The following is a 16,224-nucleotide window of genomic DNA, read 5'->3' as shown; positions in this document are numbered from 1 at the left end:
TGTCGAAGCCGTCAGAAGGCCGGCATCATGCCGGCCTTCTGTTCGTTACATCAGAACTACTGCGCGGGCGCAGCTGGCTCTGCCGGAGCCGGCTCGGCCGGCTTCGTGGCGTCAGGAGCCGGCTGCATCGGCTGTTCGGCCGCCGGCGGATTGGTGCTCTGCGTGGTTGTGCCGTCCCCGCCCGTGCCGCTGTCGCTGCAAGCCGCGACGCCAAGCAGGGCAAGCGCCGAAACCGACGCAAGAATGAGTTTCTTCATAATATCTCTCCTCTAAATCACGCCCCCGCTACCGGTGGCGATCCAAGACAAAATGCATAAGGTGCCTATGAGTTTCATAACGTTGCATTTCCGTATGTAACATCCTCCTCTTGGCTGTTGCCGGCCAAGCCATGGCGAATTAACACGTTGAATCAATAAAATGCCTGGGAGCCGCTGCCGTGACCGCCAAATGGGACTTCTGGATCGACCGCGGCGGCACCTTCACCGATGTCATCGGCCGTGATCCGAAAGGCGGGCTGCATCCGCGCAAGCTGCTGTCCGAAAACCCTGAAGCCTATGCCGACGCCGCCATCCAGGGCATTCGCGAGCTGCTCGGACTAAAATCCGGCGCTCCGATACCATCCAGCCTGATCGGCGACATCAAAATGGGCACCACCGTTGCCACCAACGCGCTTCTGGAGCGCAAGGGCGACCGTGTACTGTTGCTCATCACCCGAGGGTTTCGCGACGCGCTGAGGATCGCCTATCAGGCGCGGCCCGACATCTTCGCCAAGGAGATCATTCTTCCCGAACAGCTCTACGAACGCGTGATCGAGGTCGACGAGCGCATACGCGCCGACGGCCGCGTCGAACGGCTGCTCGACATCGCCGCCGTACGCCCGGCCATCGAACAGACCAGAGCCGACGGCATCGACGCCGTGGCGATCGTCTTCATGCATGCCTGGAAATATCCCGACCACGAAAAGGCGGTTGCGAAAGTTTGCAGAAAATTGGGGTTTTCGCAGGTCTCGGTCAGTCACGAGGTCTCGCCGCTCGTCAAGCTGGTCGGCCGCGGCGACACCACCGTGGTCGACGCCTATCTGTCGCCGATTCTGTCGAGATATGTGCGGAAGGTTGGCCAAGAGCTCGGCGTTCTCTCCCCCCTCGAGGGGGAGATGTCGGCGGAGCCGACAGAGGGGGTAGTATCAGAAGGCACCGCCAGAGCGCCGAACCCAGTCGAGCCGACCCCACCCGGCGGCTTCGCCGCCACCCTCCCCTCGAGGGGGAGGGAAAGCCCCCGCCTCATGTTCATGATGTCGTCGGGCGGCCTCACCGCCGCCGACATGTTCCAGGGCAAGGACGCGCTGCTGTCCGGCCCGGCCGGCGGCGTCGTCGGTATGGTCGAGACGGCGAAGCTCGCCGGTTTTGACAAGGTCATCGGCTTCGACATGGGCGGCACCTCAACCGACGTCGCCCATTATGACGGCGACTATGAACGCGCCTTCGACACTGAGGTCGCCGGCGTGCGCATCCGCGCGCCGATGATGCGCATCCACACCGTCGCCGCCGGCGGCGGCTCGGTCCTGCATTACGAGGCCGGCCGCTTCCGCGCCGGCCCGGATTCGGCCGGCGCCAATCCCGGCCCGGCCGCCTACCGGCGCGGCGGACCACTGGCCGTCACCGACGCCAACGTCATGCTGGGCAAGCTGCAGCCCGATTTCTTCCCTGCCATTTTCGGGCCTGGCCAGAATGAGCCGCTGGATGTGGAGGTCGTCCGCAGCAAATTCGCGGCACTTGCCGCCGAAATCGGTGATGGCCGTGCGCCCGAAGCGGTCGCGGAAGGTTTCGTCACCATCGCCGTAGAGAACATGGCGAACGCCATCAAGAAGATTTCCGTGCAGCGCGGCTACGATGTCACCGAATATCTGCTGAACTGTTTCGGCGGCGCCGGCGGCCAGCACGCATGTCTCGTTGCCGATGCGCTCGGCATGGAGGCGGTGCTCATCCATCCCTTCTCCGGCCTGCTTTCAGCCTATGGCATCGGCCTGTCCTCGGTCTTTGCCTCGCGCCAGCAGGCGCTGCTGAAACCACTGGCGCAAGACTCCGAACCGGCAATCGACGAGCTTATCGCGACATTGCGAAAAGCCGTCATCGACGAACTTGCAGCACAAGGCATCACCGAGGACGCCGTCGCCTCGAAACCGGTGCTGCAGGTCCGCTACGACGGCACAGACACCGCACTGCCCGTGAATTTCGAGCACGGCTCGATCGAACGGGCCAAGGGCGATTTCGAAACGGCGCACAAGGCGCAGTTCGGTTTCGTCTATGACGACAAGCCGATGATCGTGGAATCGGTCGGCGTCGAAGGCATCGACACCGGTGGCGCCGGCCGCGAGGAAAGTGATTCAGTCCTTGAGGATATGGCCGCAAGCCATTCGGAGCGCCGGCAAATCTTCACCGATGGCACCTGGCGCGACGCCGGCATCTTCCGCCGCGAGGCGCTCAAACCGGGGCACAAGGTTGCCGGCCCTGCCCTGATCATCGAGCCGAACCAGACCATCGTCGTCGAACCGGGCTGGCAGGCCGAAATCACCGCCAAGAACCACGTGCTGCTGCGCCGCGTCGAAAAAAAGCGCCGGCAGGCGGCGCTCGGCACCGAAGCCGATCCGGTCATGCTGGAGGTATTCAACAACCTGTTCATGTCGATCGCCGAGCAGATGGGCGTGACGCTGCAAAACACCGCCTATTCGGTCAACATCAAGGAACGGCTGGATTTCTCCTGCGCCGTCTTCGACCGTCACGGCGCGCTGGTCGCCAACGCGCCGCATATGCCGGTGCATCTCGGCTCGATGGACCGGTCGGTCGAGACGATCATCCGGCTGAACTCCGGCGACATCCATCCCGGCGACGTCTTTGCCCTAAACGCGCCCTACAATGGCGGCACGCACCTGCCTGATATCACGGTGGTCACGCCGGTGTTCGAGGAAGCGCGCGCAATCTCCCCTCTTGTGGGGGAGATCGGCCAATCGCCTAAGATTCTCTTCTACGTCGCCTCACGTGGCCATCATGCCGATATCGGCGGCACGGCGCCTGGCTCGATGACGCCGCTGGCCACCACCGTCGACGAGGAAGGCGTGCTGTTCGACAATTTCCGCATTGTCGATCGCGGCAGGTTTCGCGAGAAGGAACTGGAAACGCTGCTCACCGACCATCGCTATCCCGCGCGCAATCCGCACCAGAACATCGCCGACCTCAAGGCGCAGATTGCCGCCAACGAAAAAGGCGTCGCCGAACTTCGCAAGATGGTCGCGCATTTCGGCCTTGGCGTGGTCGAGGCCTATATGGGCCATGTCCAGGACAACGCGGCCGAGAGCGTGCGCCGCGTGCTGGAGCGGCTGCCCGACAGTTCCGTATACGAATATCCCACCGACACCGGCCAGGTGATCAAGGTGAAGATATCGGTCGACCGGCAGAAGCGCGAGGCGACCGTCGATTTCACCGGCACGTCGCCGGTCATGGAAAACAATTTCAATGCGCCCGAGCCGGTCGCCCGCGCAGCCGTGCTCTATGTCTTCCGCGTCATGGTGGAGGACATGATCCCGATGAATGCCGGGTGCCTCCGCCCCATCAACATCGTCATCCCGGATGGCTGTATGCTGAAGCCGGCGTATCCAGCGGCGGTCGTCGCCGGCAATGTCGAGACTTCGCAGCATGTCACCAACGCGCTGTTCGGCGCCATGGGCGCGATGGCCAACGCGCAGGGCACGATGAACAACCTCACCTTCGGCAACAAGCAGTACCAGTATTATGAGACGATATGCTCCGGCTCGCCGGCAGGCCGGATGAACTCCGGCCGTGGCTTTGCCGGCACCTCCGGCGTCCACACCCACATGACCAATTCGCGCCTGACCGATCCGGAAGTGCTGGAACTGCGTTTTCCCGTCCTGCTTGAGGATTTCCACATCCGCGAAGGCTCGGGCGGCAAAGGCAAATGGAGTGCCGGCGACGGCACCAAGCGCACCATCCGTTTCCTCGAAAAAATGGAGTGCGCCATCCTGTCCTCGCATCGCAACCGCCCGCCGCAAGGCCTGGACGGCGGCGGCGATGGCGAGGTCGGATCGACCAAGGTCCGCCGCAAGGACGGCCGCGTCGAAGTCCTAAAGGCTTGCGACCAGACGGTGCTCGAGGCCGGCGAGGCCGTCATCGTGACGACGCCGACGCCGGGTGGGTTTGGTAAGGCCTGAGCTGGCGTCAACAGGCTGTCACCGGCTTGTCATGACCTTGCGATACCCGCTTGCGCCAAAGCAAACGGGGAATCGCCTTGTCATGACGGACCTTTCCGGAGAACTGGTTTTTCGCCGCGGCAAGGAAGTTGGCAAGGCCGTCTATCAGAATCGCCCCCTTTCAAAGGCCGGTGTTTCCGAACGGCTCTTCGCCTTCCTCTTTTCCGGCCTCGTCTATCCGCAGATCTGGGAAGACCCCGATGTCGACATGGAGGCGATGCAGCTTGGCCAGGGCCACCGCGTCGTCACCATCGCGTCGGGCGGCTGCAACATCCTCGCCTATCTCACCCGGTCGCCGGAAAGGATCGACGCCGTCGATCTCAACGCCGCCCATATCGCGCTGAACCGCATGAAACTGGAGGCGGTGCGCCATCTGCCGTCCCAGGGCGACCTGTTCCGTTTCTTCGGCGCTGCCGAGACCCGTCACAATTCGCAAGCCTACGACCGCTTCATCGCACCGCATCTCGACCCGGTCAGCCGTCACTACTGGGAGCGGCGCAACTGGCGCGGCCGTCGCCGCATCGCCGTCTTCGACCGCAACTTCTACCAGACCGGCCTGCTCGGCCTGTTCATCGCCATGGGTCACCGCACCGCCAAATTCTTCGGCGTCGACCCGGCCGGCATCATGCAAGCCAAAAGCCTTGCCGACCAGCGCCGCTTCTTCAACGAGGAGTTGGCGCCGGTCTTCGAAGAGCCGCTGCTGAAATGGGCTACCTCGCGAAAGGCCTCGCTGTTCGGGCTCGGCATTCCGCCGGCGCAGTACGATTCGCTGATCACCTCGGGCGACGGCACCATGGCCAGTGTCCTGAAGGCGCGGCTGGAAAAGCTCGCCTGCGATTTTCCTTTGAAAACCAACTATTTCGCCTGGCAGGCTTTTGCGCGTCGCTATCCCAATCCCGGCGAGGCAGCACTCCCCGCCTATCTCGAAAAGCGCAACTACAAGACGATCCGCGACAATGTCGATCGCGTCGTCATCCACCACGCCAATTTCATCGAATTCCTCGCCGGCAAGGACGCCGGCTCGGTCGATCGCTTCGTGCTGCTCGACGCACAGGACTGGATGACCGACGACCAGCTCAACGCTTTGTGGGCAGAGATCACCCGCACCGCTTCCACTGGTGCCCGCGTCATCTTCCGCACCGCGGCCGAACCCAGCCTCTTGCCCGGCCGGGTTTCGAACTCGCTGCTCGACCAGTGGAGCTATGCGGACGAGGCTTCGCGCGAATTCTCGGCCCGCGACCGTTCGGCCATCTATGGCGGCTTTCACCTCTATGTGAAGCAGGCCGCATGAGCACGAGTGAGCTGCCGGCCAGCCATGCCGAACTGATGGACGGCGTCTATCGCTGGCAGCGCCATTTCTACGACCTGACCCGCAAATACTATCTGCTTGGCCGCGACCGGCTGATCTCAGGGCTGGACGTGCCGGCTGGCGGCACGGTGCTCGAACTCGGCTGCGGCACCGGCCGCAACATCGTGCTTGCCACCCGCCGCTACCCCGATGCCCGTTTCTTCGGCCTCGATATTTCCGCCGAAATGCTGGAGACAGCCAGCGCTGCCATGGCGCGCGAGGGCTTGTCCGGCCGTGTTGCGCTGGCGCGCGGCGACGCCACCGATTTCGATGCGAAGGCGCTGTTCGGCCTTGAAAGTTTCGACCGCATATTCGTGTCTTATTCGCTGTCGATGATCCCCGGCTGGGAGAAGACGGTGTCGGCGGCACTTGCCGCCCTTTCACCCGATGGCTCGCTGCATGTCGTCGATTTCGGTCAGCAGGAGGCCCTGCCCGGCTGGTTCCGCACACTGCTGCGCGGCTGGCTGAGAAAATTCCATGTCGAGCCACGTGAATCCCTGCGCGACGTCGTGGAATCGGAATCTGCAAGAGTCGGCGCAAGCCTCAGATTCAGAACACTTTATCGCGGCTATGCTTGGCTGGCCGTGGTCGGGCAGCGCAACTAGCCAAGGTGTGTAGAAATTCAGGCCGAGCCGGAGTCGAAGACGGGCAACTTCGCGCGTCAGGAGCGGACATTGCCGTCCACCTCGCCATGCTCTTCACGAGAACGAACTCTGGAATCGGATTAGACTAGACCGGGCGAACGCCGCTTGTGTCTTCCGGCGCGAAAGGCCAACGCTCAACCGAGTATCCTCTTGACCCGTCCGGGCTTCGCGGTGCGGTCGCGCCGTTTGCAAACATTGGCTCTCCAACAGCGACGGGATTTTTGGTGATCGCAATGCAACTCAACCAGATATTGCGACTTGCCAGACGGAGCAGCTGGAAATTTATCCTGACCTCCTTCTACAAAACGCGAGAGCAAGCCATGATGGGCTGGTCGTATTCATCGCGAGGCCACTATCCTGGGAGAAGCGAAGCGGCCAAATGCGCAACTGGGTGGTAAAGTTCTGGCGCTCGCTTTCTGCCGGCGGCCTCGTCGTGGGTACGCTGTTCTTCGTAGCTTCTCTTACGCCGACCCTTGTTCCTCGAACCTACCTGACCCAGGGCGTGCTCTCCGGGGCATGTTTCGCCGCCGGATACGGCTTCGGAGTCGCGTGGCGCTGGCTGTGGGCCTATATGGAGCTTCCGGAACCGCGTGAGCGGTTCCTGCTTACTCTCAAGATCGCCGTCGCGGCCATTTGCGCGGCAATCGCCATCTTGTTTTTATGGTGGGCAGCGGAATGGCAAAATTCAATCCGTCAACTGATGCACCTCGAACCCGTGACGAGCGCGCATCCGCTTGAAGTCTGCGTCATCGCGATCGTCATGTTCCTGATGCTCATCGCGTTGGTCCGGCTCTTCAAACGCATCTCCCGTTTGATTTCAAAAAGGTCGGGCCGCTTCGTCCCCCGCAGGGTTTCGAATGTACTCGGTTTCACTGTCGCGATATTGCTGTTCTGGGCGGTCGCAAATGGCGTGCTCGTTCGCTACGCGCTCTACGTCGCCGATTCGTCCTTCGCAACGCTTGATGCCCTCGTCGAACCGGATCGAGCGCAGCCGACAGCTCCGCTCAAATCCGGCAGCGCCGCTTCCCTCGTCAGTTGGAAAGAACTTGGACGGGCAGGACGGGAGTTCATCGCGACGGGACCTACCGCTAGCGAGATAAGCACGTTCACGCAAAAGGATGCGCGCGAACCCATCCGGGTCTATGTGGGGCTTCGCGCGGCCGACACGGCCGATGAGAGGGCGCAACTTGCCCTTGAGGAATCGAAGCGCGTCGGGGCCTTCGAACGCTCCGTACTGGTCGTCATCACGCCTACCGGAAGTGGCTGGATCGATCCCGCCGCGATGGATACAGTTGAATACCTCCACAATGGCGACGTGGCGAGTGTTGCCCAGCAGTACTCCTATCTGTCGAGCCCGCTATCGTTGCTGGTCGAACCGGAATACGGCTCTGAAGCAGCAAGGGCTTTGTTTGCCGCAATCTATGAATACTGGACGACGCTTCCCCACGACAGGCGACCCAAACTCTATCTGCATGGCCTGAGCCTCGGAGCGATGAACTCCGAGAGATCGGTGCAGCTTTTCGAGATACTTGGTGACCCTGTCCAAGGGGCGCTGTGGAGCGGTCCGCCCTTTGAGAGCAGAATCTGGCGCAGCATAACGGAGCATCGCAATGCCGGTACGCCTGCTTGGTTGCCGCGGTTCCGGAACGGTTCGTTCGTCCGCTTCATGAACCAGAATGGCGAGTCCGGTCCGGCGGACGCGCCTTGGGGTCCCATGCGCATTGTCTACCTCCAATATGCCAGCGATGCGATTACGTTTTTCGATTATCGCGACTTCTATCGTCGTCCCCAGTGGATGGACGCTCCACGCGGCCCGGACGTCTCGCCGGAACTGCGGTGGTATCCGGTGGTATCGATGCTACAGTTGGCCTTTGACATGGCCGTCGCGACCAATACGCCGATGGGCTATGGTCATGTCTTTGCGCCCGAACACTACGTCGACGCGTGGCTCGCGGTGACTGATCCGCAGGGCTGGTCTGCCGACCAGATCGCGCGATTGAAGCAGTATCTTGCCGCTCGCGGCAGGATGTGATCGCTGCCTGCGACGAGTGCGTTATGCGAGCGGTTTGCTTGCGAAAATCTACACATTTGGCATTCGACTTTGGCTTTCCACATGACATAAGGAGATCCTCATCATGTCGGACAACCCTAAAAAAGGCCTCGATCGCCGCGATCTATTAGTAGCCTCCATTGCCACGTTCGGAGCGGCGGCCGCCCTTACGGCCAACGGTGGTGCCGCGAACGCCCAGGACACAGCGGCTTCCCCTGCCGGCCCAGCATCGGGTGCGCCATCAGGGACGGTCTATACCGGCGATGTGATCCAGGGGAAGAAAGTCGTCAGCGCGCTCGACGTCAACGACCTGGAGCCCGGCAAGAAGCACCTTCTGTATTTTCAGGGCGTGCAGATGCCCACCGGACAGCACTGGTATGTGTCCGTGACGGTCGCCAAGGGGGCAAAGCCGGGCAAGCGCGCTGTCCTGGTCAGTGGTGTGCATGGCGACGAGATGAGTCTGTGCATACGGTCCAGACCGTGATGAACCAACTCGACCCGGCGCAGATGTCGGGCACGGTGATGGCGGTCACGGACGTGTCCCGCCCGGCCCTCGAAAGCATGCAGCGCCGATGGCCCAATTCGGGCAGGGGCGCCGACCTGATCGACATGAACCGGGAATGGCCCGGCAACGAGAACGGCTTCACCGCGGCAAGCCGGCACGCCGGGCTGGTGTTCAACCGGCTGCTGCGGCCCAACGCCGACTTCGCGATCGACTTCCATACCGGAACGACCGGATTCGAGGTCACCGCATTCAATATTGCCGAGATGGACGTGCCCGAGATCAAGGCGATGGCGGAGCTCTATCCCATCGGCCAGATCTTCGACAATCCTACATATCCCAATGTCCTCCATAACGCGTTTAACGCCGCGGGCATCCCGTCCTTTTGCCCGGAGATCGGGGCTGCCCGCCACCTGGACCTCGAGATGATCGGGCTATTCGTGGAAGGCACGATGAACGTGCTCAAGCATCACGGCATCGTCGCCGGGCCGATGGGACGCACGGGCAAGGACGTGACCGTCTTTGTCGGCAACAGCGCATTCCCGATCCTGGCAACCCAAGGCGGGTTGGTCGAGTATCTGGTCAAGCTCAACGACAAGGTCGAACCCGGACAGAAGGTGGCCGTCCAGCGCAATAGCTTCGGCGACGTGGTTGCGGAGTATACAAGCAGCGTGGCTGGAGAGATGACTGGCAAGCGCAGCGATGCAATGGCCGAGCCCGGCAACCCCTTGGCATTTATCCTTTTTCACAAGGCGACGACAGAGGGCGTTGAGACTTATCCCGAGTGAGTTCACAGCCTTCCGAGGCGGCTTAGGTGAACTGATGAGCGATCTTGATCGCGGCAATCCAATCGCGTCGCCGAAGTGGTGCTCTATGGTGAATTCGATATCGCCGGGCTGGAGGCCGCGCCGACAGATTGAGCCTGACCGTGCTCGTAGGATCCGTACTCCAAAAACGACTGGCGACGGAGCGTCCGCTTCCCACCCAACCTGCGTCGTCCCGGCTCTCGGCGTCAAATGTCCGAGAAGGGTCCGACCTCGATCGTTCAGGTGATTGGGTTTTGACCCTAATGCAGCGCCTTCACCAGCGCTGCCAGCATGATCTGCGGCCGGTAGCCGAGCTTGGCCGGCGTCAGGCCGAGCCGCACCACCACCAACTGCTCCGAGGGGATGATGGCGACCGTCTGCCCGTCATGACCCTCCATCCAATAGGTGTCTCCAGGCAGGCCCGCGGCGGTGCCGGCACCGGGGCTCTCCTCGTCGCCCGGCCCCTCGATCCACAATTGGCCCTTGCCGTAGACTTTCGAGGCGGGTGCGGCTTCCCGCATCCAGCCGACGAACCCGGCAGGCAGGATTTCCCGGCCGTTCCAGACACCGTCCTGCAGCAGGAACTGGCCGAAGCGCGCCCAGTCGCGCGCGGTGGCGTAGAGATAGGACGAGCCGACGAAGGTGCCGTGCTCGTCGGCCTCCAGCACCGCGCTCTGCATGCCGAGCGGGTCGAACAGTGCAACCCTTGGCCACGCCAGCGCCTTGTCCTTGTCGCCGATCGCATCCTGCCAGAGTCTGGACAGCATCACCGCCGTGCCGCTTGAATAGGAAAACACCTTGCCCACTTCGCCGGTCAGCGGCTTGGATTCGGCAAAGCCCGCCATATCAGGTTCGAGGTAAAGCATCCGCGTCACGTCGGTGACGTCGCCATAATCCTCGTTGAACTCGAGCCCGCTCGACATCGCCATCATGGCGGCGAGGTTGATGGCGGCGCGGCCGTCCGTTTTCCAGGGTCCGAACAGCCCCTGGTTCGTCATTGCCATCTTGCCGTCTTTCACCACGGTGCCGATGATCGCTGCGTTCACCGTCTTGGTCATCGACCAGCCGAGCAGCGGCGTCTTTTCGGTAAAGCCGCCGCCATAGCGCTCGGCGATGATGCGGCCGTTCTTGACCACCACCACCGCTCGCATACCGGCGCCGGTCATTGCAGGATCATCGAGTATCTTCGCGATTTCGGGGTTCTGCGAGGCGTCGGCCCTGTCGCCGTCCGGCCAGAGCGCATCGAGCGGCGGTGCCGGCGTCAGCGCCGGCCCGGTGATGGCTTTGGCCGTGGCGATGTCGCCATCCGGAACCGACGTGCAACCGAGCCCGTCGCGAACGACCGCGACGCTCTTGCCGAACACGCCGAACAGCCCCGCCGAAACCGTGCCCTGCTCCTTGTCGACGGAGATCCTCATCAGCCTGAGCAGCGGGTGGCCCGGCGCCTGCACGTCGACGGCGAGCACCTCATCGGCATCGCGTCCGGCGACAAAGACATTCGAGCAGACGATCTTGGCCGCATAGCCCGAGCCGACGCGGATCAGTTCCGGCGGTGCTATGTAAAGCCAGGCAGCGAGTGCTGCGACCACCAGCACGACCAGCCCGAGCAGCCGTTTCACGAGCCTCACGACAATCTGCATTTTTCTCGACTCCCCCCGGACGCTCATTTATGTCATCGATTTGCCGCCATTGCTTCGGCAAAATCGCGGTTCCTGTCGAGCGCCGTCAACGGAATATCAACCATGATCGGCGATCATAGATGCATGTCGCCCAAAACTGCGCAGCGATTTTGGGATAACGACATGCACAAAAAACAAGATTAAAGCGCGTCGACGCGACGCGCTTTAAGATACGAGCGATCCTGTGGGGCGATCGCTCGAGGGGTTTCGGTCGAGGGGCCACCTGCAGCAGCAACCCATCAGCGGCCGGCTGAAACCGGTTCAGGAGTAGCGATGCGCCGTTTCGCGGTCCTCATCATGCTGACGCTGCTGGGCGCCTGCTCGACCGTCGACGATCTTGCGCCATCCTCTTCCAGTGCCCCGATGGTCGCGGTGCGCGCGCCCCGTTTCGACGACTCCGACCCGCATGAATGGGACAGCGGCGCGCCGTGGAGCTATGCCGTTCACGGCACCGACGTCTCCAAATACCAGACCTCGGTCGATTGGCCGGCGGCAAGGGCCAGCGGCATTTCCTTCGTTTTCATCAAGGCGACGGAAGGCGGCGATCGCTTCGACGAGTATTTCAACGAGCATTGGAGCCGCACCAAAGCCTCAGGAATCCCCCGCGCGGCCTATCATTTCTACTATTTTTGCACGCCAGCCGCCACGCAGGCGCGCTGGTTCATCCGGAACGTGCCGAAAGACCGTTCGGCGATGCCGCCGGTCCTCGACATGGAATGGAACCCGCAATCGCCGACCTGCAAGCTGCGGCCCGATGCGGCCACGGTTCGCAGCGAGATGAGCACATTCCTCGAAATCGTCGAAAAGCACTATGGCAAGAAGCCGATCATCTACACCTCGATCGATTTCTTCGACGACAACGGGCTGTCGGCCTTTCGCGGCTACCCCTATTGGCTGCGTTCGGTGGCCGGCCATCCGCGCGAGAAATACGGCAGCCACCCCTTCACTTTCTGGCAGTACACCGGAACCGGCGTTGTGCCTGGTATGAAGGGCAACGCCGACATCAATGTGTTTAACGGCTCGGAAGCCGCATGGAACAAATGGCTGCGGCAGAACACCCGTTGACACCGGGCCTGCGGCCTGCTTTTCGACACGGCCAATGAAGGACGCCTGCAACCGCCGGTAATCTTCTCGGAAGGATGACGATGCGCTTGGAAATTCTCGCGGCGCTGCTTCTGGCCGTCACGGCGGCGCCAGCGGCGGCACAGCAATGCGGCGGCGATTTCGAGGCATGGAAGCAGGGCGTGGCGGCGGAGGCCAGGAGCGCCGGCGTGGGCGCTGCCGGCCTCGAGGCGCTGGAAGCCGCCACCGCCGACGAAAAGGTGCTGGCGCGCGATCGCGCCCAGGGTGTCTTTACCCAGACCTTCATCGAATTCTCGAAGCGCATGATCTCGGCCTATCGGCTGAAGCAGGGCGCCGCCAATCTGAAAAAATACGCCGATGTCTTTGCCCGCGCCGACCGGGAATTCGGCGTCCAGCCGCCGATCATCGCCGCCTTCTGGGCGCTGGAAACCGATTTCGGCGCCGTGCAGGGCGATTTCCACACGCTGAACGCACTGGTCACGCTCTCGCATGATTGCCGCCGCCCGCAACTCTTTCGCCCGCAGATCGTGCCGCTGCTGACACTCATCGATCGCGGCGTGGTGCCTGCCGACGTCACCGGCGCCTGGGCGGGGGAAATCGGCCAGACGCAGACGCTGCCGTCCGACTATCTCAACCGCGGCGTCGACGGCGACGATGACGGTCTGGTCGACCTGCGCAGCAGCGCTCGGGACGTGATCATGACCACGGCCAACAAGATCATGTCGCGCGGCTGGAAACGCGACCAGCCCTGGATCGAGGAAGTCCGCGTGCCCGACGACATGCCGTGGGACCAGACCGGCCGCACCAACAAGCTGCCGCTGACGCAGTGGGCTCAGTGGGGTGTCACCAACCCGAACGGCACGCCTCTTGTCGACAACGGCCTGAAGGCAGGTCTCGCGCTGCCCATGGGGCGCAAGGGGCCGGCCTTCCTCGTCTACGACAATTTCGACGTCTATCTCGAGTGGAACCAGTCCTTCACCTATGCACTGACCGCGGCAAATCTCGCCGCGCGGCTGGCTGGCGCACCGCAGTTCGATCCGCGCAATCCCGAACCCGGCCTCAACGGCGACCAGATGAAGGCGCTGCAGACAAAGCTCGAGGCCAGAGGCTATGACGTGGGCACGGTCGACGGCATCCTGGGCACCAACACCCGCGAGGCGATCCGCAAGGAGCAGATGCGACTAGGCTTGCCGGTCGACGGCTGGCCTACGCCGGAGCTTTTGGCGAAAGTAGGGCAGTAGGGCAGTAGGGCAGTAGGGCAGTAGGGCAGTAGGGGAAAAATTGATCGGAAGCAGGATTGTAAAGGGCTTATTCCCTTACTCCCTTACTGCCTTACTGCCCTACTCCCCTAATCCCTAGTCCGCCATCGTCTCCAGGCTGGCAAACCCCTGCGGCGCGTCGCCCTCATCGAACGGCGTCGTCACCTCGACGAACGTGTCGGGGTAGAAGCCGTTGAACCGCGTCCTCAGCGACAGCGAATAGGCGCCGATATGGCCGATCTCGATCCAGTCGCCGGTATCGACCGTTTCCGGCAGCCAGAACGGTCGCGACAGGATGTCGACGGAATCGCAGGTCGCACCGCACACCTTGAACGGCACGATGGTCTTCTCCACGCCATTGCGCGAGCGGATCGCTGGGTCTGGAATGAAGCGCGCCGGCAGCGTGATCTTGCCGGTCCACGAATCCGACAGCGACGCCCAGATGCCGTCATTGATGTAGAGCCGCTTGCCCTTGCGCAGCAGCACGCGCACGATCAGCGACAGGCAGCGCGCTACGATCACCCTGCCCGGCTCCGCCACCAGCGGCATCTGGTCGAATTGGTATTCCTTCAGATCGCCCGACAGCCGCGACATGATTTGGCCGAGCGACGGCATCTCGATATGCTTGCGGTTGGGATCATGGCCGTATTCGGCGGGAAAACCGCCGCCGACGTCGAGCCCGGCAATGTCGAAGCTGACGCGGTTGCGCACCCAGTCGGCCGAGGCCAGCGCCCGCTCATAGGTGTCGGGATCCTCGATCTGGCTGCCGACATGGAAGCACAGCCCGACCTTGTAGCCCGTCCGGTTCAGCCGTTCGGCCAGTTCGACCGCATTGGCCGGCCCGGCGCCGAATTTCTTCGACAACTCGTAGGCTGCCGATCCTTTCGTCTGGATGCGCACGAACACGGTGATCGCACCCGGATCGATATCGAGCGCCCGCACCACGCGGGTCAGCTTGGTGATCTCGTCCTCATGGTCGAGCGAGATGACGCGGATGCCGTATTTCTCCAGTGCCAGCTTGATGTCCGACTGCGCCTTGACCGGATGCATGTAGAGCATCTCGGCGTCGGATGAGACAGCGCGCACGGCAGCGAACTCGCCGGGCGAGGCCACGTCGAAAGCATTGACGCCGGCCTCGACCAGCGCCTTCAGCACGATCTGCTCGCCGTTTGTCTTGACTGCATAGGCGGTCTTGCCGGGAAACATGCCCATGAACTGCCTGGCGTCGGCTTTCAGCACCTGCGGACGGAAGCAGTAGACCGGATCGTCCGGACGAAGCGCCAGCGCCGCTTCGCGGGCATTTTCGAATCGCTGCATGGATGAATCCTTAAACTGGGCCGCGCACAATTAATCCAAGCTATGCGTGAATGAAAACAATTCTGTGTCTCGCCTCCCTGACGCCGCGGCGCTACGCCAGACGACAGGCCAGTGACAGGAATGCTAGCCCACCGATCTGGTTTCGGGTGGCCCTTGCCGTCGAACAGGATATGGCCTGAACAGACACCTGATGGGCTTGGCATTCAGCGCCATCTGGGAGGACGATCCATGGCGATCACAACCACGACTGCAATGCGCGGCCCCATGGTCCTGAAAGACTGGGCACAGCTTCTGCTGCTCGGCGCGATCTGGGGCGGCTCGTTCTTCTTTGCCCGCATTGCGGTTGCCGAGCTTCCCCCGCTGGTGCTGGTGCTGTTTCGCGTCGCCATCGCTGCGCTGGCGCTGCAGCTTTATCTCGGCCTGCGCGGTCCGTCCTTTCGCCTCGCCTTGCCGCATGCCGGCCTGTTCTTCCTGCTGGCCCTTGCCAACAACGTCATTCCTTTCTCGCTGATCTTCGCCGGCCAGACCGAGCTTGGCGCCGGCGTCGCCTCGGTGCTCAATTCGACGACGCCGTTCTGGACGCTGATCCTTGCCAACGCGCTGACATCAGACGAAAAACTCTCCTGGAACAAGCTTGCCGGCATCGCGCTCGGCATCGCCGGCACGGCGGTGATGATCGGCCCCGGCCTTGTTGCCGGCCTCGGCGGTCCGGTCTGGGCGAAATTCGCGCTGGTCGGTGCGTCGCTGTCCTATGCGGTTGCCCTGATGATTGCCCGCCGCTTCAAGGGCGTGCCGTCACCGGTCATCGCCACTGGACAATTGACCGCCTCGACCATCGTCATGATCCCGGTCGTGCTGCTTAGCCATGGCACCGCCAACCTGTTCTCGGCCTCGCCGCCGGTCTGGGCGGCGGTGTTGGCGTTGGCCCTGCTGTCCACCGCCTTCGCCTACATCCTCTATTTCAACCTCGTCGCCTCGGCCGGCGCCACAAACGCCTCGCTGGTCACGCTGATCGTGCCGGCCAGCGCCATCCTGCTTGGCTTCCTGTTCCTGGGCGAACGGCTTGAATTGTTCGAACTCGGCGGCATGGCGCTGATCGCGTTCGGCCTCGTCACCATCGACGGGCGTCTGGTCGGCCGACGTTGATGCATGTCGCCCAAAGTCTGTGCAGCGGTTTTGGGTAAACGACAAAGCGCGCCGCACGACGCGCTTAAGGGTGCCGCGTCCGATTGGACGCGTAAAAGGACGCTCCAACTCTTTGAAATTTTCCCGTCG

The 16,224-nt window shown here is 62.6% G+C and carries 10 protein-coding genes and 1 pseudogene; 8 read left to right on the top strand and 3 right to left on the bottom strand.

What is annotated here, in order from left to right; genetic code table 11:
• Positions 1–56 precede the first annotated feature (56 nt).
• Positions 57–257: a hypothetical protein gene (locus E5X88_RS09650; protein WP_292160713.1), complete on the bottom strand. Its 201-nt coding sequence runs from the start codon at positions 255–257 to the stop codon at positions 57–59.
• A 179-nt stretch (positions 258–436) separates the two neighbouring features.
• On the opposite strand from E5X88_RS09650, the gene E5X88_RS09645 reads away from it, so the two are divergent.
• From E5X88_RS09645 to E5X88_RS09625, 5 genes and pseudogenes are all read left to right on the top strand, one after another.
• The gene (locus E5X88_RS09645; protein ID WP_292160711.1) at positions 437–4,222 is read left to right on the top strand and encodes a hydantoinase B/oxoprolinase family protein; all 3,786 of its coding nucleotides are present in this window, start codon (positions 437–439) and stop codon (positions 4,220–4,222) included.
• Positions 4,223–4,253: 31 nt separating this feature from the next.
• Positions 4,254–5,552: a DUF3419 family protein gene (locus E5X88_RS09640; protein WP_292160709.1), complete on the top strand. Its 1,299-nt coding sequence runs from the start codon at positions 4,254–4,256 to the stop codon at positions 5,550–5,552.
• Entirely contained in the window at positions 5,549–6,214 is a 666-nt protein-coding gene (locus E5X88_RS09635; RefSeq protein ID WP_292160706.1) for a class I SAM-dependent methyltransferase, read from the top strand. The genes E5X88_RS09640 and E5X88_RS09635 overlap by 4 nt, the downstream gene beginning before the upstream one ends.
• Before the next feature lie 418 nt (positions 6,215–6,632).
• A complete protein-coding gene (locus E5X88_RS09630; RefSeq protein WP_292160703.1) occupies positions 6,633–8,285 on the top strand; it encodes an alpha/beta-hydrolase family protein in 1,653 nt (550 codons plus the stop codon).
• Between the two features lie 103 nt (positions 8,286–8,388).
• Positions 8,389–9,593, top strand: a pseudogene (locus E5X88_RS09625) (succinylglutamate desuccinylase/aspartoacylase family protein).
• Positions 9,594–9,871: 278 nt separating this feature from the next.
• Here the strand turns inward: E5X88_RS09625 and E5X88_RS09620 are convergent.
• On the bottom strand, positions 9,872–11,251 hold the full coding sequence (locus E5X88_RS09620) for a serine hydrolase (protein WP_292160701.1): 1,380 nt from the start codon (positions 11,249–11,251) through the stop codon (positions 9,872–9,874).
• A 312-nt stretch (positions 11,252–11,563) separates the two neighbouring features.
• Between E5X88_RS09620 and E5X88_RS09615 the strand changes: the two genes are divergently transcribed.
• Both E5X88_RS09615 and E5X88_RS09610 read left to right on the top strand, forming a co-directional pair.
• Positions 11,564–12,355, top strand: coding sequence for a GH25 family lysozyme (locus E5X88_RS09615; RefSeq protein ID WP_366664781.1), 792 nt, complete (start codon positions 11,564–11,566; stop codon positions 12,353–12,355).
• Positions 12,356–12,429: 74 nt separating this feature from the next.
• On the top strand, positions 12,430–13,614 hold the full coding sequence (locus E5X88_RS09610; RefSeq protein WP_292160699.1) for a lytic murein transglycosylase: 1,185 nt from the start codon (positions 12,430–12,432) through the stop codon (positions 13,612–13,614).
• A 114-nt stretch (positions 13,615–13,728) separates the two neighbouring features.
• On the opposite strand, the gene E5X88_RS09605 is transcribed toward E5X88_RS09610, so the two are convergent.
• Positions 13,729–14,949: an alanine racemase gene (locus E5X88_RS09605; protein WP_292160697.1), complete on the bottom strand. Its 1,221-nt coding sequence runs from the start codon at positions 14,947–14,949 to the stop codon at positions 13,729–13,731.
• Between the two features lie 228 nt (positions 14,950–15,177).
• Here E5X88_RS09605 and E5X88_RS09600 point away from each other — a divergent pair, with 228 nt between their 5' ends.
• The gene (locus E5X88_RS09600; protein WP_292160695.1) at positions 15,178–16,095 is read left to right on the top strand and encodes a DMT family transporter; all 918 of its coding nucleotides are present in this window, start codon (positions 15,178–15,180) and stop codon (positions 16,093–16,095) included.
• Positions 16,096–16,224 lie beyond the last annotated feature (129 nt).

It is taken from the genome of Mesorhizobium sp. (genome assembly GCF_004962245.1).
Lineage (GTDB): Bacteria > Pseudomonadota > Alphaproteobacteria > Rhizobiales > Rhizobiaceae > Mesorhizobium.
Note: the sequence above shows the minus strand (reverse complement) of the source record. Positions and strands in the feature narration are given on the sequence as shown.

Bases quoted from the DNA above. Each gene is read 5' to 3' on its own strand.
- E5X88_RS09650 (WP_292160713.1), bottom strand. From the start codon at position 257: ATGAAGAAACTCATTCTTGCGTCGGTTTCGGCGCTTGCCCTGCTTGGC.
- E5X88_RS09640 (WP_292160709.1), top strand. From the start codon at position 4,254: ATGACCTTGCGATACCCGCTTGCGCCAAAGCAAACGGGGAATCGCCTT.
- E5X88_RS09635 (WP_292160706.1), top strand. From the start codon at position 5,549: ATGAGCACGAGTGAGCTGCCGGCCAGCCATGCCGAACTGATGGACGGC.
- E5X88_RS09630 (WP_292160703.1), top strand. From the start codon at position 6,633: ATGCGCAACTGGGTGGTAAAGTTCTGGCGCTCGCTTTCTGCCGGCGGC.
- E5X88_RS09620 (WP_292160701.1), bottom strand. From the start codon at position 11,251: ATGCAGATTGTCGTGAGGCTCGTGAAACGGCTGCTCGGGCTGGTCGTG.
- E5X88_RS09615 (WP_366664781.1), top strand. From the start codon at position 11,564: ATGCGCCGTTTCGCGGTCCTCATCATGCTGACGCTGCTGGGCGCCTGC.
- E5X88_RS09610 (WP_292160699.1), top strand. From the start codon at position 12,430: ATGACGATGCGCTTGGAAATTCTCGCGGCGCTGCTTCTGGCCGTCACG.
- E5X88_RS09605 (WP_292160697.1), bottom strand. From the start codon at position 14,949: ATGCAGCGATTCGAAAATGCCCGCGAAGCGGCGCTGGCGCTTCGTCCG.
- E5X88_RS09600 (WP_292160695.1), top strand. From the start codon at position 15,178: ATGGCGATCACAACCACGACTGCAATGCGCGGCCCCATGGTCCTGAAA.